Raw genomic sequence first — 22,643 nt, 5'->3', positions numbered from 1 at the left:
TCCGACGGAGATTGTGATCTCTCCGACGGAGATTGTGATCTCTCCGACGGAGATTGTGATCTCTCCGACGGAGATTGTGATCTCTCCGACGGAGATTGTGATCTCTCCGACGGAGATTGTGATCTCTCCGACGGAGAATCCCGGAAAACCGTGTTTCGGGTTAACGGAATACTGGGGAATTTGCCCATGTGTGCCAGGTGTATGGAGTCCGGATCTGGGCCTTTTATTGATTAAATTTTATTGAAGGATGAGTCTGATAGAATGTGGTAAGAATTTGGAGATTTTTGGATCCATTTTGTGAACAGACTGTGTCATTTATGAAACCGGACCATCATCGATTTATTTTTACAAACTATTTTCGACACTTTCACACCACGAATCAGCAGATTTAAGGTGTGGTGCATTATAATTCGGATCCATAAAGAATCCCGAATGATTTGCTGGATATAATACGACGATGAATTACATGTTTTACGCTCACTCAACAAGCAACTCCGATAAATCTGAATGGCAGGCGCTTAAAGATCATCTGACAAATGTAGCAACATGTTCCCAGAATTTTGCGAACGATTTTAACGCTGGGGATCTGGCATACACCAGTGGCCTCTTGCATGATCTTGGGAAATATTCTGCAGAGTTCCAGAAGCGGCTTGAAGGTGAAAAAAATCATGTCGATCACTCAACGGCCGGTACGATTGAAGCAATACGATTATTTAAAGAGAAACAGAGCGCTGCCGGGTTGTTGTTTGCATACATTGTTGCCGGCCATCATGGAGGTTTGTTAAATTACGGCAGTGCTGAAGCGGGACTCTGCGAGCGGCTGCGAAAAGAAAAATTACCGGATTATTCAGCGTACCACCATGAGATTTCTTTTAACACCCAAAACGTAGGTCCGCTCAAGTTACACCCGTTTCCCAACAAGACCGGTTTTTGTATTTCCTTCTTCACGCGGATGCTCTACTCATGTCTTGTGGATGCAGATTCACTCGACACAGAAAAATTCTGTTCTCCTGAAAAATCATCATCACGTGGGAACTACGAATCGTTTGAGATCCTGAATAAGAAATTCGAAACCCACATGCAGAAAATTAATTCCGGTGCGGAAGATTCGCTCATCAACCGCAAGCGGAAAAATATTTTCGAGCAGTGCGTTCAGGCCGGCTCGTTTCCACCCGGAATTTTCAGCCTGACCGTTCCGACCGGTGGAGGGAAGACCCTATCCTCAATGGCATTTGCGCTTGAACACGTTAAGAAGAATAATCTCAAACGGATCTTTTACGTCATCCCGTATACCAGTATCATCGAACAGAATGCCGATGTTTTCCGGGACATTTTCGGGTGGCAGAATGTGCTGGAGCATCATTGCAATTTTGATCCGGCAACGGTTGATACCGGAGACTTGGATACGGGAAAAGAATCTCTCCGGCTTGCAACCGAGAACTGGGATATGCCAATCGTTGTCACGACCAATGTCCAGTTCTTTGATTCGCTCTTCTCTAACAAGAGATCCCGCTGCCGGAAACTGCATAACCTTGCAAAGAGCGTAATCATTCTTGATGAGGCGCAGATGCTCCCGACCGGGTACCTGCTTCCCTGTCTTGCTGCCTTGTCGGAACTTGTACGCAACTTTGGCGCAACGGTCGTGATTTGTACCGCAACACAACCGCGACTGGGCGATCTGCTTGACGAGAGGGTCCGGCCCCGGGAGATCATGCAGTCCCCGGATCAATTGTATGAAACCTTCCAGCGGGTGAAGGTAACAAATCTCGGCCCGCTCAGCGATGCGGAACTTTCTGCCCGGCTGACCGGTCACCGGCAGGTTCTCTGTATTGTGAATACACGAAACCATGCAAAGAAACTGTACGATGCAATCAGAAAGGACGGTAACTGCTACCATTTGAGCGCACGGATGTGCCCGGTCCATCGCAGGAAAAAGATCGCAGAGATCAAGACCCGGCTTCGCGAGGGCAAAGACTGCCGGGTCATCTCAACGCAGCTGATCGAGGCCGGTGTGGATATCGATTTCCCGGTTGTGTACCGGACCATGACCGGTATCGATTCGGTTGCACAGGCTGCCGGCAGGTGCAACCGTGAAGGGAAATTGCCAGAGAAAGGAGAGGTCTACATTTTCAAATCAACGGAATCTTACGGAAAGGCAACCTCATGGCAGAGTCTCGTTGCAGAGATTGGCGAGATGACTCTTGCGGGATCTAATGACCCGCTCTCGCTCCCGACCGTAGCGGATTACTTCCGGCGTTTATATCACTACAAGGGAGATGACGGACTGGACGAGAAAAAAATCCTGCGCCAGCTCGAAGAGCGGTCTGGTGAACTTGCATTCCCGTTTGAGGATATCGCGGATGAATTTCAGATAATCAAGGAGGGGACTAAAGACCTGATCATACCCTATGGCAAACACGCCACGGAAACGATTGCAGAATTACATGCAGCAGAATTTCCCTGGAAATTCGTACGGGAACTCCAGGGGTATTCGGTCAGCATCTATCCCAATGAATTCCGGAATATGGAACGGATGAACCTGATTGAAACGGTTGGCGACCGGTTTTATGTATTGCGATCCTGTGAGGATTATTCCGATGAAACAGGATTGAAACTCCGGCAGTATACCGGTTACGATGGATCATTGTTGATTACTTAAAGGAGGTGGTGAATATCGGATTTGGTATTAAACTCAAAGTCTGGGGCGACTACGCCTGTTTCACGCGTCCCGAGATGAAAGTCGAGCGGGTCAGCTACGATGTGATGACGCCTTCGGCTGCCCGGGGAATTCTTGAAGCGATTTACTGGAAGCCTGCGATAACGTGGGAGATTGACCGGATTCATGTGATGAAGCAGGTGAAATTCGACAACATCCGAAGGAACGAGGTGCTGGGAAAGATTCCGCTTGCCCAAGTGAAAACTGCTTTTTCAGGGAAAGAGGCGGTTCTCTTCAAGGATTCAAACGATGAACGGGTTCAGCGGGCATCAATGGTTCTCCGGGATGTCGAGTATTACATTGAAGCCCACTTCAACATGACCGACAAAAAAGGGCCCGATGATACCATTGAGAAGCATTACAACATTGCCCTCCGCAGGATGCGGAAAGGTCAGTGTTTCCACCACCCTTACTTCGGGTGCCGCGAGTTCCCCGTTCAGTTCGAGTTTGTTGAAGGAGAAATCCCCGCATCGGATTTGAAAGGGAAAAAAGATCTCGGGCTCATGCTCTGGGACATTGACTTTGCCGACAACATGAACCCGGTCTTCTTCCGGGCGGAGATGAACGATGGCGTGATCGATGTGCAGAAGTGCCTCAAGGGGGGTGTCCACTCGTGATCGTTCAATCCCTCGCCCGGTATTATGATATTCTTGCGGCGGATGATTCTGTCAAAATTCCCAAGACCGGTTACAGCCCCGCAAAAGTTTCGTTTGCGCTGGTCATTTCAAAGGATGGAAATCTTACCAACATTCTAGATCTCCGTACTGATGGAAAGAAAAAGCAGCCTAAAATGATGGAAGTCCCGTATCAAAAATCCCGGGCTGTATCTGTTACTCCGTATTTTGCCTGTGATAATGCAAAATACATCTTTGGTATTGAAAAAATAAAGGAAGATCCGAAAAAAGGGTTTTCTTCAGAAGAGTTCCTGACAATTCTGGAAGAGACTGAAAAAGAAAAGATCGTTGTATCAAAGCGGTCCCGTGAATGTTATGAGCAGTTCAGGACTCTTCATCATTCACTCCTTGATTCTGCAACAGATGCCGGGATAGTATCGTTTCTGAAATTCCTTGATGGATGGAATCCGGAGAACTCCCTGAAGAATTCCAAAATTTCCGAATACAAGGATGAGATTCTTGCAGGGGGATTTTTCGTATTCGATATCGGCGGCATCTACCTCCATCAAACCCCGGCAGTTCGGCAATTGTGGGATTCATATTACATCCGTTCTTCATCAGAAGGAACAGCGGAGATTGCACAAAGTCTTGTCAGCGGTAAAAAGGAACCTATCGCACGGGTCCACCAAAAAATCAAAGGCGTGTATGGTGCTCAATCGGCAGGGGCCACGTTAGTTGGGTTCAATGATCCTGCATTCTGTTCCTATAACAAAGAACAGAGTTTCAACGCCCCGATCAGTGAATCGGCGATGTTCAAGTACACCACTGCACTGAACTACCTGCTCGAACGGGAGAGCAAGAACCGGATCCAGATCGGTGACACCTCAACGGTCTTTTGGGCTGAGACTACCAAGAAAACCTGCGAGAACCTTGCCCATTTCTTCATCGATCCTGTTGATGAACCGGAAGAATCCGGCGAGGTCGAGAGCAAAGACGGGATAAAGAAACAGGATCTCCAGACCCGCCAATTGGTCAGCGATATCCTCCAGAAAGTCCGGACCGGGCAGCACCTGGAAGAAAAAGATCTTGGCGTGGATCCGGACAAAACAAAATTCTACATTCTTGGTCTGGCACCGAACAATGCCCGTCTTGCAGTCCGTTTCTGGTACGAGGACAGTTTCGGGAATTTTATCGTCCGTGTTGCACGCCACCATCTCGATATGGAGATCGAACGGGATGATCGCGGGCCGCAATTTATCTCCGTGTACTGGCTCCTGAAACAGACCGTCCCCCAGAATTCCAGTGACAATGCATCATCGCCCCTTCTCGGGGGACTCCTGATGCGTTCGATTCTTGAGAACACACCCTACCCGGTACCGATGTACAACGCGATCCTGAACCGGGTGAAAGTCGAACGATCGATCAATTATGCCCGGGCCGGATTCATCAAGGCCTGCCTGATCCGTCTTGCACGAACCAGAGGAAAACATGAAGAGGATATGATTACCGTGAGTCTGAACGAAGAGAGCACAAGTGTTCCGTACCGCCTCGGAAGATTGTTTGCGGTACTGGAGAAAGCGCAGAGCGATACGAACAAGGAACTGAAGAGCACGATCACGAGCAAGTACTTCAGCAGTGCATCGACAACACCGTCCGTTGTGTTCCCGATCCTGCTGAAACTGGCGCAGCATCACATTGCCAAATCTGACTGGGGCTTCAAATCGAACCAGTGGATCGAAGAAGTGCTTGATGGCGTTGATAAATTCCCGGCATACCTGAACCAGGAAGAGCAAGGAATGTTCATGCTCGGGTACTATCACCAGAAAAAGGCGTTTTTCAAGAAGAAAGAGACAAGCGATGAAAAGAAGGAGGGAGAACAATGAGCGAACCAATCAAGAACCGGTATGAATTTGTATTGTTATTCGATGTCGAGAACGGGAACCCGAATGGCGATCCCGATATGGGAAACATGCCCCGGGTCGATCCCCAGACCGGCTACGGTATCGTGACCGATGTCTGCCTCAAGCGGAAGATCCGGGATTATGTTGACATGGTAAAAGAAGGGAAAGAGGGCTACGACATCTATGTGAAAGACGGTGTTGTTCTCAACGAACAGCACACGAAAGCATATGCTGCCCTCAAGAGGAAGCCCGACTCGAAGAAACCCAAGGATTACGAACTGACGAAATTCATGTGCGATCATTTCTTCGACATTCGCGCTTTCGGTGCAGTTATGGCTACTGAAGTGAACTGCGGCCAGGTCCGTGGCCCGGTCCAGCTAAATTTTGCCCGAAGCCAGGACCCGATCTTCCAGCAGGAAGTAACAATTACAAGGCAGGCCGTGGCAAATGCGAAGGATGCCGAGAAAGGCCAGACAATGGGCAAGAAACAGATTGTCCCCTACGGCCTGTACCGTGTTGAGGGTTATGTATCTGCGAATCTCGCAAAGAAAACAACCGGCTTCTCCGAAGAAGATCTCGCCCTGCTCTGGGAAAGTCTGGTCAACATGTTCGAGCACGACCATTCCGCTGCGAGAGGAAAAATGTCCGCAAGGAAACTGATCGTCTTCAAGCATGACAGCGAACTCGGGTGCTGCCAGTCGCATATCCTGTTCGACAAGATCAAAGTCGAACGGTTGTCCAAAGATCTTCCGCCGCGTTCGTTTGCGGATTACAAAGTCACGGTAGCAAAAGATGTTCCCAAGGGAGTCGAGGTTATCGAAAAGTTATGAGTGGCCCCCGGTATACCGATGACGAGCTGCTTTCGTTATCCGGTATCCAGCATTTTTGTTTCTGCAAGCGGCAGTGGGCGCTGATCCATGTCGAACAGCAGTGGCAGGAAAATCTCCGCACGCAGGAAGGGCGTTTTGTCCATGAACGGGTCGATGATCCCTTCTTCAACGAGTCACGCGGAGATGTTGTCATCTCCCGTGCATATCCCCTTGTCTCGTACACCCTCGGACTTACCGGTATTGCCGATGTGATCGAGTACACCCGATCTGATAACGGAATCGCGATTCCCGATCATGAAGGGCTGTGGCTGATGAAACCCGTGGAGTACAAACGGGGAAAACCGAAGATCGACGAGCGCGACGAGGTCCAGCTGTGTGCACAGGTCATGTGCCTCGAAGAGATGTTCGGAGTACAGATTGGCGAGGCTGATTTCTATTACAACGAGATCCGCAGGAGGCAGTGCCTGAAAATTACCGATGCGCTGCGGACACTTGTCTCAACGCTGGCCAATGAGATGCACAGGGTTTTCCGGGACGGAATTACTCCGGAAGCAGAGAGCGGGAAGAACTGCTCCCTGTGTTCGCTTGTTGATGTCTGTATCCCGAAACTGACGAAAAAGAAAAGTCCCGTCCGTAATTATATCGGGAAACATATCAGCGAGGCGTGCGCTCTTGACGAGTGAAACCATGTCAGCATAACGGAGAATGCAATCCATCCAGTCAGGAACAACATCATGAGAAAATTGCTCAACACCCTCTACGTAACAACCCCCGAATCGTATCTCCACCGGGACGGAGAGAATGTAATTGTAAAGATCGGTTCTGAGGAAAAGTTCCGGATTCCCATCCACAACATTGAAGGGATTGTCTGTTTCGGTTACATGGGTGCAACCCCGAACCTGATGCAGTTGTGCTCAGACAACAATGTCGGGCTCTCATTCCTCACACCCCACGGAAGGTTTCTCGGGCGGGTGAACGGGCGGGTCCGGGGCAATGTCCTGCTGAGGCGCACCCAGTACCGCGTTGCAGATTCTCCTGCATCATCACTGGATATTGCAAAGTGTTTCATTGCAGCAAAGATCGTGAACTGCCGGACGGTACTTGGGCGGGGAATCCGCGATCATGGCGATGCAATCCGGTGCGAAACGATCCGGCATGCGGATACTCTCATCATCGAGAACCTGACAAAGATCGATGACTGCTCCAATGCGGATGCACTGCGGGGCATTGAAGGGAACTGCGCGAAGTTTTATTTTGATGTGTTTGATGAGCTGATCCTCAAGCAGAAGAACGATTTTTTCTTTCATGAGAGAAATCGCCGGCCTCCCCGCGACAACATGAATGCCCTGCTCTCGTTTCTGTATACGCTTCTTGCGCATGATGTTGAATCTGCGCTGGAAACGGTTGGACTCGATCCCTATGTAGGTTTCTTCCACACCGACAGGCCCGGGCGGGCGAGCCTTGCACTGGATATGATGGAAGAACTCCGGCCGTTCATCGCGGACCGGCTCGCGCTGAATCTGGTAAATTTACAACAGGTGTCCGGTCAGGATTTCCTGAAAAAAGAGGGTGGCGGGATCCTATTAACTGATAAGGGACGCAAGGAAGTGCTCGGGGCCTGGCAGAAACGGAAACTGGATGAGATCACGCATCCGTACCTCAACGAGAAGATTGCAATCGGCCTCCTTCCCTATGTCCAATCTATGTTGATGGCCCGGTTTCTGCGAGGAGATATCGACGGATACCCGCCGTTTTTTATGAATTGAGGTGTTGGCAATGATGGTTCTTGTGACTTACGATGTGAACACAGAAACTCTAGAGGGAAGGCGAAGGCTTCGGCAGGTTGCACGCCAGTGCGTGAATTATGGCCAGCGGGTACAGAATTCAGTGTTTGAATGTCTTGTCGATCCGACCCAGTTTGCAAAACTTAGAAATTCGCTGTGCGGTATTATGGATAACGAACGCGACAGCATCCGGTTTTATTACCTTGGGGCCAACTGGCAGAACCGGGTCGAGCACTTCGGAAATAAGACGGGATATGATCCTGAAGGATTACTAGTAACCTGATGGGTGCGAACCCTCAGTTACCATTGTTTTCCCGATACCTTCGCTGAGAAAAATGGATTCCGCTATTTAGTTTTTTGTTTTTTTTCTGGAATTTTTAAAAATCGAGTAGAAAAACCGGGATCTTACGAACAAAAAATGCCGATGAATCGTATGATAATTTCCTGTTGATTTTTCATTTTCTGCAACAGGATCAATTATTTCTCTACAACCGCGAATCTGGTTATTTGCAGTCACTCCCTTCGCGGGAGTGTGGATTGAAATAGTTCCTTGATAATGGGGCCTTTCCTGCCGTCCGTCACTCCCTTCGCGGGAGTGTGGATTGAAATATAGTGGCCGGCCTCCGTGAAGATCGCTGCAAGGTCACTCCCTTCGCGGGAGTGTGGATTGAAATAGCAACTCGGAACAATCAGAGTTCCGCTGCCATGTCACTCCCTTCGCGGGAGTGTGGATTGAAATATATCATCCCCCCTCCTGCCATGCTTGCACTACTGTCACTCCCTTCGCGGGAGTGTGGATTGAAATAAATCTCGCCGGTTGCATCCAGTAAGTGAGCCGGTCACTCCCTTCGCGGGAGTGTGGATTGAAATATTGTTGCCCACAATTTTAGGGGCATCGACAAACCGTCACTCCCTTCGCGGGAGTGTGGATTGAAATCCGGGTGTTTTGTGGGTGTGTCGGTACTTATCAGGTCACTCCCTTCGCGGGAGTGTGGATTGAAATCAGTACCGTGAGGGAAAGATCTGGCGGCTCACTCGTCACTCCCTTCGCGGGAGTGTGGATTGAAATAACACCAAGATAGATCTCATTAAGGCAAAGATCGCGTCACTCCCTTCGCGGGAGTGTGGATTGAAATAATATCTGCTGATGATGATTGGGTAATTTACGAGAGTCACTCCCTTCGCGGGAGTGTGGATTGAAATATTCCGGACGTCATGCGCTTGTACCCCCCTGAGGGTCACTCCCTTCGCGGGAGTGTGGATTGAAATTCCGGAGTAGGGGGGGGCGATATCGCCGCCGAAGTCACTCCCTTCGCGGGAGTGTGGATTGAAATTTTTGCCTTACCAAAGGTCATGGAATAGACATGACGTCACTCCCTTCGCGGGAGTGTGGATTGAAATGCAATCTCCGTGGGATCCCTGTTTACCGGGTTCGTCACTCCCTTCGCGGGAGTGTGGATTGAAATCCGCCTTTCCCGAGTCCCTGGCACTGTTCGCATGTCACTCCCTTCGCGGGAGTGTGGATTGAAATCCTCGACATCACGCGCCTCCTTTCTTACAGATCCAGTCACTCCCTTCGCGGGAGTGTGGATTGAAATATCTCCCCTCATGCGGTGCAGCGCTACATCGAGTCACTCCCTTCGCGGGAGTGTGGATTGAAATAGGATGTTTGATATCGTGCTGTTACTGGCTTCTGGTCACTCCCTTCGCGGGAGTGTGGATTGAAATCAGGAGGTCTCAAAGCCAAGGACCTGATGGGTGGTCACTCCCTTCGCGGGAGTGTGGATTGAAATATACTCGACAAAGAGAGCAACGCTCACGAAGTCGTCACTCCCTTCGCGGGAGTGTGGATTGAAATGTTGCATGGAAAAATCATGAGGACTGGAGCGAACGTCACTCCCTTCGCGGGAGTGTGGATTGAAATAACTCGCTCTCATGCAGATCGGACTAGGGTGGTGTCACTCCCTTCGCGGGAGTGTGGATTGAAATGCAGGATCAAGAGTTCCTTGGCTTACCTGGTCCGTCACTCCCTTCGCGGGAGTGTGGATTGAAATGGATTCGCAGCGGCTTTCATCTTGTCCAACCGGGTCACTCCCTTCGCGGGAGTGTGGATTGAAATGACATCAGGAAATATTATCCATCGATCGACCACGTCATTCTCAAGGCAGTCACTCTCTTCGTGGGAGTGTGGATTGAAATATTGACAAGGAGATCAAGGCAGCCTGCAAACTGGGTCACTCCCTTCGCGGGAGTGTGGATTGAAATGGTTCTCCAGAAGTCATTCAGGCCGCGACCCATTGTCACTCCCTTCGCGGGAGTGTGGATTGAAATGACATCAGGAAATATTATCCATCGATCGACCACGTCATTCTCAAGGCAGTCACTCTCTTCGTGGGAGTGTGGATTGAAATAACCCAGCGGGATACGCCACAAAGTACCTAACGAGTCACTCCCTTTGCGGGAGTGTGGATTGAAATCATATCCATGAGGAGGGAATTTGGGAAAACTATTATCACACCCTTAACGGGCATGTGTTGATTGAAATGAATTCAACATCCGACTCAACAAAGTCATCCGTGAATTATTAATCGATGCGAAATTATTTTTTGTCTTAACCGTCCGGCTGAATTTTTCCCGTTCACTGCCGGTCCCCGGCACTGATCAGCTGCTCGTCCACCACGGCCCCGAAGAGCGGGGGAAGTTCTCCCCATTCCACGGTCTCATCCCCCATGATGGCAAACACGCCGCTGACTTCTGAAGGATCGATCCGGTCGAGTACCGACCGGTCATCCGGACGGATCTGATTGCAGACCGAGGTCGCCCATGCATCGGCCAGCGCAACATCGTGCGAGAAGATCGTAACGGCATCCGCAATGCCAAACGAGATGGATGGCCCGACCGTGGCCGAAGACGTGCAGATGCCGAGCACCCGATCCTGCGGGGGCACGACAAACGCGATCCGGTTGGAGAGGGCCGCCTCCCCGGCATGGACGCCGACCCGGACCGGCCGGTCGGCGATGAGCGCAATGTCACCGCCATTGTCGATCACGCCAAATGATGCGCCGGCTTCCTGCATTGCTTCTATGCCCGCCCATGCAATTGCACCGGCAACCGCAGCCATCGGCCCGACCCCGGCCTTCCGTGTTGCATCGGCCATCCGGACGATCACCCGGTCATCTGAATCGGGCGAGTAAGGATCGAATGTTGCGGCAAAAAAAGGATCGCGGGCTATGTAGGCCTCCAGCTCCTGGCGGGCCGCAAGGATCCCCGATTTCGCAGCCTCAACGTGCGCCGGGTCGTCCGCAAGGATCGTTGCGATCGTCTCGCGGAACCGGAACGGCACCCGGATCATAGCGGCAGGGTCAGCGCCCGGTGCGGGCAGGCATCGATGCACTTCCCGCAGAGGATGCACTTCTCTTCATCGAGCCGGAGTTTCCAGTCCGGATCGAACGAGAAGACCTCGCGGGGACAGACGCTGATGCATGCCCCGCAGTCCACGCACTCGCTCTCGTTGAACGTAACGCCATGATCGAGGATACGGACGTCAGCCCCGAGGCTGGTCATCGAGTCGCGGACAAGCCGGCACTGGTCGTCGGGAACATCGATAAGTGCCTCGCCTTCGGAGGAGTCGATGTTCGCCCGCTCCACGTTGATAAGCACGCCCGTGTCCTTGACAACCTGTGCAATGACCGGCTTCCGGCCCTTGCCCCGCGAGAAGGTGACAAGGAGTTTCATTTCAGCCACCTCCCGCCGAAGAGTTTCCCTAAGTCCATGGCCGTGAGGAGCGCAATGACGTGCTGCTGCTTGTCAACAACCGGCAGGGCGCTGATATTGTTCTGCTCCAGTTTCTGGATAGCGATATCGACCGCCTCGTCCGGTGCGGCCGTGATCACTTTGGTCTTCATGATATCCTTTACCAGGTGGGCCTTGCCGGGGTTCGCCACGGCTTTCGAGACATCGAACGTGGTGACAATACCGACCAGCACACCCTGTCCGTTGACCACGGGCAGGTGGTTGGTCTCACCCTTGAGAAGTTTTTTCGCCGCAGTCCGGATATCTTCTGTCTCACCAATCGTGATAACGGAGCGGTCCATGATGTCCAGCACGCGGGCACCTTTCTTGGTCTGGTGCATGGGTTTTGCCTGGCGGGTTGCGTCGATAAGCCGCGTCGGGAGCGCGAGTTCCATGGTGCCTTTCTCTACCCATGCCTTCAGTTCTGCTGCAACCTTCCTTGCCCCGCGGAAGCTGGAGAGCGAGGACGTCCGTACCTCCTCGCCATGGATCTCGACCGATCCGCTGCGGAGTTCTGCGTAGGTGGCCGACCGGATGGTCGGGCGGGACCGGCTTGGCACACTATAGTCGAGAATATCGACCGATATGTCCTCGTCGCGGACAGCGGTTGCCCGGACAACATCGAGGTCGAGTACCGGCAGGGGGATGCCGAGGCCGACATAGAGGGTAACACCATACCCGGTCATGGTCGCAGCCCGGAGGTAATCCTGGGACATCTGCTTCATGTTTCCCGTCACCATCAGCGTGCCAAAGCCACCTGCCGGCGAGTGCTGGGTACCTTCCCCAATCACCATACCCGGCGCCCCGCACAGGAAGATCGGCACGCCGCTGCCGATGAGCCGGAGTTTCGGGTCGTTCGATATCGGGTTCAGGAGCCCGGCTCCCGAGAACGTGACATTGCCGTTGCCGGGCAGGAGCGTCCCCATATACGTGTGAAGGGTCCGATCCGTCGTATTGGTTGCGGCGTTGTAGCGCTGGTAGGCGTTGCGCGGGTTGCACATGATCGCCTGGTTGAGGTTTTCGAGCAGGAGATCGGTGGTGATGGTCCGGCGCGGGTAACAGTCCGTGCCGCGGGAACTGGCCCGGAGTTCCACGGATTTCCCGGCAACGAGATCCTCGATCACGTGTGCCCCGCCATATTCCGATTCCTGCGTATCGGACTGCTGGGTGGCGCCGATGTACGTGTCCACGGCTGCAAGCCCGCCATAGGCTTCGACATTGTTCAGCCAGATCCGCTCCATCCGGATGGGGGGTTCGGCGTGGCCGAAGTTGAGGAACGCGCCGGACGAGCACATGGCCCCGAAGGTCCCCGTTGTCACAACGTCAACCTCCCTGAGTGCCCCATTCTCCCCGAGTTCGGCAACGATGCCGGGCATCTCCTCCGCGGTGACGACCCGGGCACTGCCCTCGCGGATGCGTTCATTGATCTGGCCGATTGTCTTCTCCATGACCGGATATTCCGTTTTCCGAATATTTAAGGCAATTGTTATTACTTTGGGTAATAAATGCTATTTAATCCCAAAGAGCGATGATCCTGTATGGATGTGCAGACCTTCACGTACGAGATGGAACGGCTGGCCCCCCCGGAACTTGCGGAGGATTTCGATGCCGGTAAGATCGGCCTGATCGTGGAAGGAGACCCGGCGTTTGAAACTGTCTGTTGTGCCCTTGACGCGACCCCGGCCGTGGTGCGGGAAGCGATCCGGCTGGGCGCCGGCATGCTGGTTGTCCATCACCCACCCATCTGGACCCCGGTGACCTCATTGACCGGAAACCTTGCCTCCCTCATGCGTGATGTGCTCTCCGCCCGCATGAATATCTGGGTTATGCATACCAATTACGACCATGCAGCAGAGGGCGTGAACGATGCGCTCGCAGAACTCCTCTCGCTTGAAGAGAGAATCCCGCTTACGCTGGGGATGATCGGAACGTGTACTATATCGCCTGAAGAGATCGCCCGGCGGCTTGGCTGCCCCCTGCGTATCTGGGGAGATCTCACATCAGTGAACCGGCTTGCGATTATTGCCGGCAGCGGCTTTGATGATGAGCTCCTTGCCGAAGCAAAAGCCGGTGGTGCCGATGCGTTCCTCTCTGCCGAGCTCAAACATTCAGTATACCGCTCCGCCCCGCTACCCTGTATCGAGGCCACGCACTATGCCCTTGAAGCACCCGCCATGAAGAGGCTCGCGGCCCGGCGCGGCTGGCAGTATATCGACGACACCCCAGTCCTTCGTATTATCCCATGAACGATACCGTACTCTGGCAGCACCTTGCAGAACAGAAATCTCTCGATGACGAGCTCCGCCGCGAGATCGAAACCGTGTTTAGCGCGAAGGGGAAGAAAGCGCTCGCCGCCATCGATGACGGCAAGGTCCTGAAGTACCTGGACTTTTTTGTTGTCGAAGGGAGAACCTCCCGTTATATTGTTGAAGATGATTTCTGTACCTGCCGTGATTTCATGTTCCGGGGCCGGACCTGCTGGCACCTGCTCGCAGTCCGGATCGCACTGGCGACATCCACCTTTGTTCCTGTTGACCGATGGTACCAGGACCAGTTGAAAGACTGAACCGGGAAAACACGGGATTCATGCCGGTGAATACGTGAATTGTGAAAATCTTTTGTGGAGTCAGGTAATCCGGATCACTTCTCGGGATACCCGAAAGAGGTCACCTGAAGGGATAAAAAACCTTCAGATGATAAAAATGTATGATGTGGCAGGATTCCCGCTTTTTTGGGGTGTCGTGCAATTCAAACTGATGCATCAATATCCGCGAGCAGCCGCTTGAGTCCTATCCAGATGATCAGTTCATTCTTCTCTTTGTCCTTGACCTTCACCTTGCGCTTGATAATGCCGATGATGGCGCTGTCTTCCTGGTTAACGGATGATGTATAATCCACCTGGGGGGCGTCAAATGTTGATACGGATGTCACATCATCGACAAGAATACCCAGTTTTGACTTTGCGATCTGGTCATCGAGAACAATGATCCGTGATGCCTCAAGCGACTTGGTACTCTCTTCAGTAATGTTCATCCGGTGCTTGAGATCGATGATCATCGTGATCTCGCCGCGGAGATCGATGATGCCCCGGACATAGGCCGGGACATTGGGCAGTTTTGTGATAGTCGTGTACTCAACTACTTCCTTCACATCGAAGAGATCGATGGCAAAGTTTTCGTTCCCCAGCACAAACTCCACGACCTGGATGGAGTCCTTCTCCTTTTGGGATCTTGGGGATTCTATTACGGTTGCGACAGGTTCGCTTGCCTTGGCACTCATGGCTCCACCTCCCGCGTTCAGTTCACCTTGAACTTACGGTTCGCTTCCATGGCACCTACAGCAACCTCGTTCACGGTTTCGATCATACGGGTGATTTCATCGATGGCAGCTGCAGACTCTTCCGTGGCAGCCGCTGAATCCCCAGCCTCCTTTGCAGTCTGTTCGATAAGGTGGGCTACTTCGCTGGTGCTTGCCGTGATCTCTTCTGTGGTTGCTGCCTGTTCCTGGGTTGCAGCTGCCACTTCTGATGCGCTGTTTGCCACGGCCTCTACTGCCTTCTGGATCGTCTTGAATGCATCAAGCGCCTGGGAAGACTCCGTTACACCTTTACTGACAAGGTTTTTGGACAGCTCCATGGCCTCGGTTGCTTTCTTGGTGGCAATATTGAGCTGCGTGATCATTTCCTCGATCTTCTCGGCACTCTGGCGTGATTCCTGAGCCAGCGACTTGACCTCCGATGCAACGACTGCAAATCCTCTTCCGTGTTCGCCGGCGCGGGCTGCCTCAATGGCGGCGTTGAGGGCAAGCAGGTTGGTCTGGCTGGCAAGGTCGCGGATGAGGACGATGATCTTGCCGATATCGTTCATCTGTTTCCCGATATCCAGGACAATCCCGTACACATTTTCAGATGACCGGGTGATTTCCGTCATGTCCTTGTTGACATTGTCTGAAAGGATGGCGCCGCTCTTTGCCGAACTGTTGGCAGTGTTGGCCTGGGACGAGACGCTCTCCATGCTCGAGGTGATCTCTTCTACTGCTGCGCTCATGTCCTGCATTGCCTTGGCCATCTGCTCGATCCCCTCGGATGCCTTCTGGGCATTCTCGGAGACTTTGCCGGAATTCTTCGCGATCTGGTTCACGCTCTTGGATGCATCCTCTACACTCCGGGTGGCACTCTCGGACGTGGTAGTCAGGTTCTGCATCCGCTTGTTGACGTCATTGATGTTCGTTTCCAGACTGATGATAATGCCCCGGACCGCGTCCCGGAGCTTGCACAGGATATCGTAGTTTTCTTTTGTATCGGTATCGGGTTCGCTGATGGTGTACCTTTGAGTCAGGTCTCCCTTGGCCATGATGCCATAGATCCTGGCCATCTCGTCGACTTCGTGTGCGATATACTCATGGACCTTGGTCATCTTTGTGATATCATTGTAGGTGATATAGACATACTCAAGATCCCCTTTTTCATCGAGCAGAGGAAGCATGGTCCGCGATACTTCTATCCTTCCGACCGGGGTTTCAACAGTTGACTTGCCGTGAACAACGCGTTTCTGGGATACCGCATCTTCAAAGGATTCCCCGGAATCCTTGAGATATTTCATAATACCCCGGTCCTTGAAATCTGTCAGTTTCATGCCAAGAATCTGATCGCGTGGAACACCGGTCATCTTGCAGAACTCGTTGTTTGTTTTAACATTCCTCAGTTGCTTGTCAACGAGTAACAGGGCAAGCGGCGTTCCTTCAAAAATCATGTCATAGGTTCTCAAGTCTACCATTTTTAACACCATTCATCTTGTAATACCATCATTCACGTAAATAATATTTAAATATATCGCTCAATGATGATTATCAAGATTGGTTATTGGTAACTACCAACAATGATATATATTGAGAATCCCCATATATTCAGATACACATTGAGGTACTATGGGTCAGGAAAGTGAGCAGAACCGTATCAGGTCTTTATTAAAGGACAATCCAAAAGGACTCACTATTGAGGATGTCTCAAAAAAGCTCTCACTCAACCGGGCTACCGCAGCAAAGTACCTCAATTCCATGATGATATCCGGGCAGGCTGAGATGCGCGAGCTGGGCCGGGCAAAGATCTTCTATCTCTCGCAGCGCCTCCCGTTGATCAACCTGCTGAGTCTTTCATCAGACCTGATCCTGATTCTCGACCGCGACCTGTTCATCCAGGAGGTAAACGAACCGTTTCTTACCTTTTTCAACCAGACGAAAGAGGATCTGAAAGGAAAAAAGATCGAGCATTCCTGTCTTGCATCCTGGTTTTCGGATGACTATCTTGCATCTCTTGAACAGGCACTTGCCGGAACCGAAGTTTCCTATGATGTGCATTTCGGGAGCGGTCTGGATGACCGGTATTTCAAGATGAAAATGATCCCCCTGGTGTTCGAAAGCGGCAGCCATGCGGTCGGCATCATCCTGGAAGATATCTCGGAGATGAAACGGTACCAGCTTGAACTTGAAGAGGGGATCCGGGAAAGAACCGCAAAGTTACAGACAGAGGTTGAGCAGCACAAGCGGGCGGAAATGGCGCTCCGCGAGAACGATGCCGTGCTGCGGAGTATGCTTGACGCCACTCCGGTCGGAGTCGGTCTTCTTGTTGATCGTGTTTTTAAAAAGGTGAATAATTCACTCTGCGACATTACCGGATACACCGCAAAGGAACTGACCGGCCGGAACACCCGTATCCTCTATCCCGATGACAATGAGTATTCCCGTATCAACCAGGAATTGTACAATTTGCTGGGTGAGAAGGGTGTCGGGATGCTGGAATCCCGTATGCAGAGAAAGGATGGCACGATTATTGATGTAAGTCTCAGCGTGAGCCCGTTCGACCCGAAGAATCCGGATTACGGTGTAACAACAACCATTATGGATATCACCGAACGGAAGCGGGCAGAAGATGCATTGAAACGAGCAGGCAACGAGGTCGCGCTGCTGACCAGCATCACCCGTCATGATATCCTGAACAAGCTGACGGTCCTCCGGGGATATATCGGGTATATGAAAAAACAGGAACTCACTGACAAATTTGCAGAAATACTCAAAAAAGAAGAGGCCGTTGCCGATCTGATTGCGAAACGGATTATGTTCACACGCGATTACAAGGACGTCGGAGTCCAGCCACCTGACTGGATTGATATTGCAGATGCCTTCAGGACGATCCGGGCAACCCGGGATCTTGGCCCGGTGTCCCTTCAGGTGAAAGCCAGCGGTCTTGAGATTTATGCAGACCCCCTGATAAAAAAAGTATTCTCTTACCTGATCGACAACTCGCTCCAGCATGGCGGGAAGGTAACCGGGATCCGGGTATCCGCCTCAAAGAGAACGGATTGCATGGTGCTCATGTATGAGGACAACGGCAGGGGTATCCCAGCCGATGAAAAAGAGAAGATCTTTGACCGGGAGTACGAAGCGGATACCGGGCTTGAACTCTTCCTTTCCCGGGAGATCCTCGCTATTACCGGTATTGCAATTGCCGAAACCGGTACACCCGACAGGGGTGTCCGGTTCGAAATGACCGTGCCGAAAGGATCCTACCGGTTCACGGAAACCTAGTCTCACGTCTCTTTTGACAACTGCTTCGAGCAAAACCTAGATTAGCGTTTGTAGTCAATAGTACTGACGATACGTGATCAATCCATGCTTGAAGAGGAATACCAGCTTGATTATTTCAAAACCCAGGGGTTTGTCCGCAAGATCTGCAAGGCATGCGGCTCGGCCTTCTGGACCCGCGATCCCTCGCGGGAGGTCTGCGGGGATGCGCCCTGCGAACCCTATAATTTTATTGGCGATCCGATCTTCCGGCCCCACACGCTCGACACGATGCGTGAGGCATACCTCTCGTTTTTTGAGAAACAGGGGCACACCCGGGTGGAACGCTATCCGGTTGCAGCCCGGTGGCGCGACGATATTTACCTGACCATCGCGTCCATCGCAGACTTCCAGCCGTTCGTGACGAGCGGTATCGTCCCCCCGCCGGCAAACCCGCTCACCATCTCCCAGCCGTGCATCCGTTTGAACGACCTGGACTCGGTGGGAAAATCCGGCCGGCACCTGACTACGTTCGAGATGATGGCTCACCACGCCTTCAACACCCCGACCGAGGAGATCTACTGGAAGGACCGGACCGTCGAGCTCTGCGATCAGTTCCTCGCCTCCATCGGTGGCGACATCAACAACGTTACCTACAAGGAGAACCCGTGGATCGGCGGCGGCAATGCCGGCCCCAGCGTAGAGGTCCTTATGGGTGGCCTCGAGGTTGCCACGCTCGTCTTCATGAGCCTTGGACGCCAGAAGACAGAAGGGCAGGGCTATGATCTCAAGGGCGAGATGTATTACCCGATGAAGCTCCGGATCGTCGATACCGGCTATGGCCTGGAACGGCTCGTCTGGGCCTCGAAAGGCTCTCCCACTATCTACGACGCGGTATTCCCGGAGATGGTCAGCCATGTCATGAACGCTGCCGGGCTCGACCACATGCTTGACAACAAGGAGTATACCAAGATCCTTTCCCTCAACGCGAAATTTGCCGGCCTCATGGATATCTCGGGCACCAACCTCTTCAACCTGAGAAAGAAAGTGGCAGCAGCAATTGACATCTCCCCCGATAAGCTGGACAAGATGATCACCCCGGTCGAGAAGGTCTATGCCATTGTCGACCACTCGCGGTGCCTTGCCTTTATGCTGGGCGACTGCATCGTGCCCTCCAATGTCCGCGAAGGTTACCTCGCCCGTCTTGTCATCCGGCGCACCCTCCGGCTGATGAACGACCTGAAGATCGAAGAACCGCTTGCCGACATGATCGAACAGCAGACAAAGATCCTCGGCGACCGTAAGTTCGAGCAGGATATTTCGGTGGTCCGGGAGATCATTGACCGCGAGACCGAGAAGTACGCAGCAACGCTCGAACGCGGAACGCGGATCGTCCAGAAAGTGGCCAAGACCTACAAGGCCAAGAGCCAGCGCGTTCCGCTTGCCGAGATCATGACCCTCTACGATTCCCACGGTATCCAGCCCGAGATGGTCAAGGAGATCGCGGCAAAAGAGGGCGCGGTGGTCGACCTGCCGGACAACTTCTACTCGATTGTCGCGGACATGCACTCCGAGTCGAAGCATGAGAAAGAAGAGGACAATACCACAAAGTATACCGGCCGGGTGACTGCCCTCCCCCCCACGAAGAAACTCTATTACGAGCAGCCATCCGACATCGAGTTCGAGGCGGTTGTGCTTGATTTCTTCGATGAGTATGCCGTGCTCGATCAGACCCTCTTCTATCCCGAAGGCGGCGGCCAGCCGGCTGATACCGGTACCCTTGTCAGCGCCGAGAGCATGGTCCGTGTCGATGGCGTCGTCAAAGTCGGCGAGGTCGTCCTCCACCATATCGCCGGTGGCGTTCTCCGCCGCGGCGATCGGGTGAAAGGGATGGTTGACGAGGAGCGGCGCTGGTCTCTCATGCGCCACCACACGGCTACCCACATCCTCCTCCATGCGACAAAGGAGGTGCTCGGCGCCCATATCCACCAGGCCGGGGCGCAGAAAGGTGCAGAGAGTTCCCGTGTTGATATCCGGCACTTCAAGCACATCACGCCCGATGAACTCCGCCGGATCGAGATCGCGGCCAATCGGATGATCATGACGAGCCAGCCGGTCGAGATCTCGGTTGAAGACCGGACAAAAGCCGAGCAGAAGTACGGCTTCTCGCTCTACCAGGGAGGCGTTCCTCCAGGCCGGGAGATCCGGATTGTCAAGGTTGCGGGCGATATCGAGGCCTGTGCCGGGACCCATTGCCGGAGTACCGGCGAAGTCGGGTCCATCAAGATCATCCGTGTCGAGCACATCCAGGACGGCATCGAGCGGATCGAGTTCGCAGCCGGCATCGCTGCGATCTATTACATGCAGCACATGGAGCAGATCGTCACCGCATCTGCGGATACGCTGTCCGTCCAGTTTGAGAACCTGCCGGCAACCGTGACCCGGTTCTTCACCGAATGGAAAGACCAGAAGAAGGAAGTCGAGCGCATGAGTGCACGGCTGGTTGAGCTGGAGATGCGAACCCTGGTGGGAGAGACTGCCGGCGGGATCACGATTGTCGTGAAACGCATCGATCTCCCGCAGAAAGAACTCTCGGCCATTGCCAGTTCCGTTGCGGAGAAGGGCGGGATTGCCCTCATCGCCGGTGCCGGTGAGACCGCCCGGGTGGTGCTCGCATCCGGCGACTCACGGGTGAATGCCGGCGAGATCATCGGGCAGGTCTGCAGTCTGCTCGGCGGCAAGGGTGGCGGGAAACCTACCCTGGCCCAGGGCGGCGGGCCGGAGCTCGGCCAGCTTGACCTGGCACTGAAAGTCGGACGCGAACGGATCCTTGCCTCACTCCATGTCTGATAATGTCCTTGTCCTGGAACCCGGCGATGAGCGGGCACAGAAGATCGGCAAAGCAATGGGAAGCCCGACTGCCGGGGATATCCTCAACCTGCTTGCCGATGGCCCAAAGAGCCTGACGGATATCGCAGACAAGCTCGCGGTCCCCATGAACACGGCCAAGTACCATGTCGAGAACCTGCTCGAAGCAGGGATAATCTCCGTTGAGGAGACAAAGTACAGTGTCAAGGGCAGGGAAGTAAAACTCTATTCGCTGACCAACCAGCTCCTGATCGTTGCCCCGCGCCGGTCAGATATCCGCTCCCTGCTGCTGAAATATGCATCCCTCTTCGGGATTGTGGCCATCTCCTCGCTTGCGATCTCATCCCTCCTGCCCCTGGTCTCTTCCTGGGGCACAAACGAAGCGGTCTTTTCCCGGACAATGGCACCGGCAACCGCAACGGTAACCGGAGCTGGAGACGAGGCTGGCAACATTGTACTGAAAACCAGTTATGATACCTTTGCCTCACCGGCGGCTGCAGTGGATCCGGCCATTGCCTTCTTCCTTGGCGGAGTGCTCGTTATCGTTGTGCTGCTCTGTTACGAAGCCTGGCTCTGGAAAAAGAAGTAATGCCGGCCTGGCGACGGACCCCTTTTTATTTTCATATTATGCGGTTTACCGGTATAAAATTATTGATTTTCTGTTGGATAAATATGGAGAAGACCCGTTACCGGTTCTTTCGGCTCATCAGTACTGCCAGCATACCTGCTCCTGCAATACCCACCAGAACGGTCAGGGGGGAGAGAGGCGACTTCGCTGTGGTCGGCCACGGCGTGGGGATCGTAGTTGCCGAGGTCTTTGTAATCTTTACGACAGCGGTTGTTATCGGCACGGTAGTTGCCACCGTTGTCGGGGCAACGACCGTGAAGTATTTGGTCCCGATATATCCTTTCGCATCAGAGAAGTCGACGGTATAATCGCCACCGGAAGTCACGTCCACTTTCTGGGTAAAGATACCGGCATTGTTCTTGATGCTGGCCTTGGTCCCGATCCACTGGGGGCCGTAGATCCTGCCGTCCGGGCCGTTGACCTCAAGCTCAACGCCGCCGTCTCCCAGGTCCTTTATCTCGCCCTCAATACGGAGAGCACCATCGATATTCTGCGTTACCGGGGAGGTGATTTCGATCTCATCAGACCGGTCGATGATCGTGATCAACTGGAGGGTAATGGAATCCGAACTGGGAGTAACGGCACTGTTGTACTCCAGTTCCATCTTGTATTGTCCCCCGGGCAGACCGTCGGTATCCGTAATAAGATTCATGGTCTTGTGGTCTGCCTGGACCGTTACTTTCTGGGTTTTGATCTGGGTGGCAGTATACTGGGACTGGTACAGTGAAAGGGTGAACGTGGTTCCTGGAGGGAAACTGCTGTCGAGCGTACATTTCAGCGGCAAGCCGGCCTGCACGCTGGTCGGGCACTTCAGGTAGATATTGTATGCGGACGCAGTTCCGACCATACAGAGCAGGAGTAATGCGATACAGAGGATCTTTCTCATGCCTAGAGGGTCTTGTGTCCGGCATTAAAATCTTATCTGTATGACTGCAAAAATGACCGGTGGGGA

The 22,643-nt window shown here is 53.0% G+C and carries 18 protein-coding genes and 1 CRISPR repeat array; of the genes, 12 read left to right on the top strand and 6 right to left on the bottom strand.

Annotation, left to right across the window (positions count from 1 at the left end):
* Positions 1 to 457: 457 nt before the first annotated feature.
* The 7 genes from cas3 to cas2 are packed head-to-tail and all read left to right on the top strand — an operon-like array spanning position 458 to position 8,128.
* The gene (cas3, locus tag LUQ43_RS03960) at positions 458 to 2,659 is read left to right on the top strand and encodes a CRISPR-associated helicase Cas3' (protein ID WP_363318480.1); all 2,202 of its coding nucleotides are present in this window, start codon (positions 458 to 460) and stop codon (positions 2,657 to 2,659) included.
* Positions 2,660 to 2,667: 8 nt separating this feature from the next.
* Positions 2,668 to 3,333 carry a type I-C CRISPR-associated protein Cas5c gene (cas5c, locus tag LUQ43_RS03955; RefSeq protein ID WP_299964039.1) on the top strand — a complete coding sequence of 222 codons (666 nt, stop codon included), beginning with the start codon at positions 2,668 to 2,670 and terminating at the stop codon, positions 3,331 to 3,333.
* Complete coding sequence (cas8c, locus tag LUQ43_RS03950; RefSeq protein ID WP_299964036.1) at positions 3,330 to 5,213, top strand: type I-C CRISPR-associated protein Cas8c/Csd1; 1,884 nt, start codon at positions 3,330 to 3,332, stop codon at positions 5,211 to 5,213. The genes cas5c and cas8c overlap by 4 nt, the downstream gene beginning before the upstream one ends.
* Positions 5,210 to 6,061, top strand: coding sequence for a type I-C CRISPR-associated protein Cas7/Csd2 (cas7c, locus tag LUQ43_RS03945; protein ID WP_299964033.1), 852 nt, complete (start codon positions 5,210 to 5,212; stop codon positions 6,059 to 6,061). The genes cas8c and cas7c overlap by 4 nt, the downstream gene beginning before the upstream one ends.
* Positions 6,058 to 6,744, top strand: a complete 687-nt coding sequence (gene cas4, locus LUQ43_RS03940; protein WP_299964031.1) for a CRISPR-associated protein Cas4 — start codon at positions 6,058 to 6,060, stop codon at positions 6,742 to 6,744. The genes cas7c and cas4 overlap by 4 nt, the downstream gene beginning before the upstream one ends.
* 51 nt (positions 6,745 to 6,795) lie before the next feature.
* Positions 6,796 to 7,827 (top strand): type I-C CRISPR-associated endonuclease Cas1c, encoded by a 1,032-nt coding sequence (cas1c, locus tag LUQ43_RS03935; RefSeq protein WP_299964028.1) that lies wholly within the window; start codon positions 6,796 to 6,798, stop codon positions 7,825 to 7,827.
* Positions 7,828 to 7,837: 10 nt separating this feature from the next.
* On the top strand, positions 7,838 to 8,128 hold the full coding sequence (cas2, locus tag LUQ43_RS03930) for a CRISPR-associated endonuclease Cas2 (protein ID WP_363318479.1): 291 nt from the start codon (positions 7,838 to 7,840) through the stop codon (positions 8,126 to 8,128).
* A 229-nt stretch (positions 8,129 to 8,357) separates the two neighbouring features.
* Positions 8,358 to 10,390: direct repeats of the CRISPR family, unit length 32 nt; unit sequence GTCACTCCCTTCGCGGGAGTGTGGATTGAAAT.
* 93 nt (positions 10,391 to 10,483) lie between these two features.
* On the opposite strand, the gene LUQ43_RS03925 is transcribed toward cas2, so the two are convergent.
* The 3 genes from LUQ43_RS03925 to LUQ43_RS03915 are packed head-to-tail and all read right to left on the bottom strand — an operon-like array spanning position 10,484 to position 13,085.
* Positions 10,484 to 11,197 (bottom strand): UPF0280 family protein, encoded by a 714-nt coding sequence (locus LUQ43_RS03925; protein WP_299964058.1) that lies wholly within the window; start codon positions 11,195 to 11,197, stop codon positions 10,484 to 10,486.
* The gene (locus LUQ43_RS03920; RefSeq protein WP_299964023.1) at positions 11,194 to 11,580 is read right to left on the bottom strand and encodes a 4Fe-4S binding protein; all 387 of its coding nucleotides are present in this window, start codon (positions 11,578 to 11,580) and stop codon (positions 11,194 to 11,196) included. The genes LUQ43_RS03925 and LUQ43_RS03920 overlap by 4 nt, the downstream gene beginning before the upstream one ends.
* Complete coding sequence (locus LUQ43_RS03915; protein WP_299964020.1) at positions 11,577 to 13,085, bottom strand: homocysteine biosynthesis protein; 1,509 nt, start codon at positions 13,083 to 13,085, stop codon at positions 11,577 to 11,579. Before LUQ43_RS03915 ends, LUQ43_RS03920 begins: the two co-directional genes overlap by 4 nt.
* A gap of 90 nt (positions 13,086 to 13,175) precedes the next feature.
* Between LUQ43_RS03915 and LUQ43_RS03910 the strand changes: the two genes are divergently transcribed.
* Both LUQ43_RS03910 and LUQ43_RS03905 read left to right on the top strand, forming a co-directional pair.
* On the top strand, positions 13,176 to 13,883 hold the full coding sequence (locus tag LUQ43_RS03910) for a Nif3-like dinuclear metal center hexameric protein (RefSeq protein ID WP_299964018.1): 708 nt from the start codon (positions 13,176 to 13,178) through the stop codon (positions 13,881 to 13,883).
* On the top strand, positions 13,880 to 14,203 hold the full coding sequence (locus LUQ43_RS03905) for an SWIM zinc finger family protein (RefSeq protein ID WP_299964015.1): 324 nt from the start codon (positions 13,880 to 13,882) through the stop codon (positions 14,201 to 14,203). The genes LUQ43_RS03910 and LUQ43_RS03905 overlap by 4 nt, the downstream gene beginning before the upstream one ends.
* Positions 14,204 to 14,385: 182 nt before the next feature.
* On the opposite strand, the gene LUQ43_RS03900 is transcribed toward LUQ43_RS03905, so the two are convergent.
* Both LUQ43_RS03900 and LUQ43_RS03895 read right to left on the bottom strand, forming a co-directional pair.
* The gene (locus LUQ43_RS03900; protein WP_299964012.1) at positions 14,386 to 14,916 is read right to left on the bottom strand and encodes a chemotaxis protein CheW; all 531 of its coding nucleotides are present in this window, start codon (positions 14,914 to 14,916) and stop codon (positions 14,386 to 14,388) included.
* Between the two features lie 17 nt (positions 14,917 to 14,933).
* Positions 14,934 to 16,412: a methyl-accepting chemotaxis protein gene (locus LUQ43_RS03895; RefSeq protein WP_299964009.1), complete on the bottom strand. Its 1,479-nt coding sequence runs from the start codon at positions 16,410 to 16,412 to the stop codon at positions 14,934 to 14,936.
* Positions 16,413 to 16,563: 151 nt separating this feature from the next.
* On the opposite strand from LUQ43_RS03895, the gene LUQ43_RS03890 reads away from it, so the two are divergent.
* From LUQ43_RS03890 to LUQ43_RS03880, 3 genes are all read left to right on the top strand, one after another.
* Positions 16,564 to 18,219, top strand: coding sequence for a PAS domain-containing sensor histidine kinase (locus tag LUQ43_RS03890; RefSeq protein ID WP_299964007.1), 1,656 nt, complete (start codon positions 16,564 to 16,566; stop codon positions 18,217 to 18,219).
* 84 nt (positions 18,220 to 18,303) lie between these two features.
* Positions 18,304 to 21,045, top strand: coding sequence for an alanine--tRNA ligase (alaS, locus tag LUQ43_RS03885; RefSeq protein ID WP_299964006.1), 2,742 nt, complete (start codon positions 18,304 to 18,306; stop codon positions 21,043 to 21,045).
* The gene (locus tag LUQ43_RS03880) at positions 21,038 to 21,652 is read left to right on the top strand and encodes a helix-turn-helix domain-containing protein (protein ID WP_299964004.1); all 615 of its coding nucleotides are present in this window, start codon (positions 21,038 to 21,040) and stop codon (positions 21,650 to 21,652) included. The genes alaS and LUQ43_RS03880 overlap by 8 nt, the downstream gene beginning before the upstream one ends.
* A gap of 97 nt (positions 21,653 to 21,749) precedes the next feature.
* On the opposite strand, the gene LUQ43_RS03875 is transcribed toward LUQ43_RS03880, so the two are convergent.
* Positions 21,750 to 22,577 (bottom strand): hypothetical protein, encoded by an 828-nt coding sequence (locus LUQ43_RS03875; protein ID WP_299964002.1) that lies wholly within the window; start codon positions 22,575 to 22,577, stop codon positions 21,750 to 21,752.
* Positions 22,578 to 22,643: the final 66 nt, after the last annotated feature.

This window comes from Methanoregula sp., from assembly GCF_028679125.1.
Lineage (GTDB): Archaea > Halobacteriota > Methanomicrobia > Methanomicrobiales > Methanospirillaceae > Methanoregula.
Note: the sequence above shows the minus strand (reverse complement) of the source record. Positions and strands in the feature narration are given on the sequence as shown.

What these genes read in the sequence shown, in the direction of transcription:
- LUQ43_RS03910 (WP_299964018.1), top strand. Translation starts at nt 13,176, where the DNA reads ATGGATGTGCAGACCTTCACGTACGAGATGGAACGGCTGGCCCCCCCG.
- LUQ43_RS03905 (WP_299964015.1), top strand. Translation starts at nt 13,880, where the DNA reads ATGAACGATACCGTACTCTGGCAGCACCTTGCAGAACAGAAATCTCTC.
- LUQ43_RS03915 (WP_299964020.1), bottom strand. Translation starts at nt 13,085, where the DNA reads ATGGAGAAGACAATCGGCCAGATCAATGAACGCATCCGCGAGGGCAGT.
- alaS (WP_299964006.1), top strand. Translation starts at nt 18,304, where the DNA reads ATGCTTGAAGAGGAATACCAGCTTGATTATTTCAAAACCCAGGGGTTT.
- LUQ43_RS03900 (WP_299964012.1), bottom strand. Translation starts at nt 14,916, where the DNA reads ATGAGTGCCAAGGCAAGCGAACCTGTCGCAACCGTAATAGAATCCCCA.
- LUQ43_RS03875 (WP_299964002.1), bottom strand. Translation starts at nt 22,577, where the DNA reads ATGAGAAAGATCCTCTGTATCGCATTACTCCTGCTCTGTATGGTCGGA.
- cas7c (WP_299964033.1), top strand. Translation starts at nt 5,210, where the DNA reads ATGAGCGAACCAATCAAGAACCGGTATGAATTTGTATTGTTATTCGAT.
- LUQ43_RS03895 (WP_299964009.1), bottom strand. Translation starts at nt 16,412, where the DNA reads ATGGTAGACTTGAGAACCTATGACATGATTTTTGAAGGAACGCCGCTT.
- LUQ43_RS03920 (WP_299964023.1), bottom strand. Translation starts at nt 11,580, where the DNA reads ATGAAACTCCTTGTCACCTTCTCGCGGGGCAAGGGCCGGAAGCCGGTC.
- cas3 (WP_363318480.1), top strand. Translation starts at nt 458, where the DNA reads ATGAATTACATGTTTTACGCTCACTCAACAAGCAACTCCGATAAATCT.
- LUQ43_RS03925 (WP_299964058.1), bottom strand. Translation starts at nt 11,197, where the DNA reads ATGATCCGGGTGCCGTTCCGGTTCCGCGAGACGATCGCAACGATCCTT.
- cas1c (WP_299964028.1), top strand. Translation starts at nt 6,796, where the DNA reads ATGAGAAAATTGCTCAACACCCTCTACGTAACAACCCCCGAATCGTAT.
- LUQ43_RS03880 (WP_299964004.1), top strand. Translation starts at nt 21,038, where the DNA reads ATGTCTGATAATGTCCTTGTCCTGGAACCCGGCGATGAGCGGGCACAG.
- LUQ43_RS03890 (WP_299964007.1), top strand. Translation starts at nt 16,564, where the DNA reads ATGGGTCAGGAAAGTGAGCAGAACCGTATCAGGTCTTTATTAAAGGAC.
- cas4 (WP_299964031.1), top strand. Translation starts at nt 6,058, where the DNA reads ATGAGTGGCCCCCGGTATACCGATGACGAGCTGCTTTCGTTATCCGGT.
- cas2 (WP_363318479.1), top strand. Translation starts at nt 7,838, where the DNA reads ATGATGGTTCTTGTGACTTACGATGTGAACACAGAAACTCTAGAGGGA.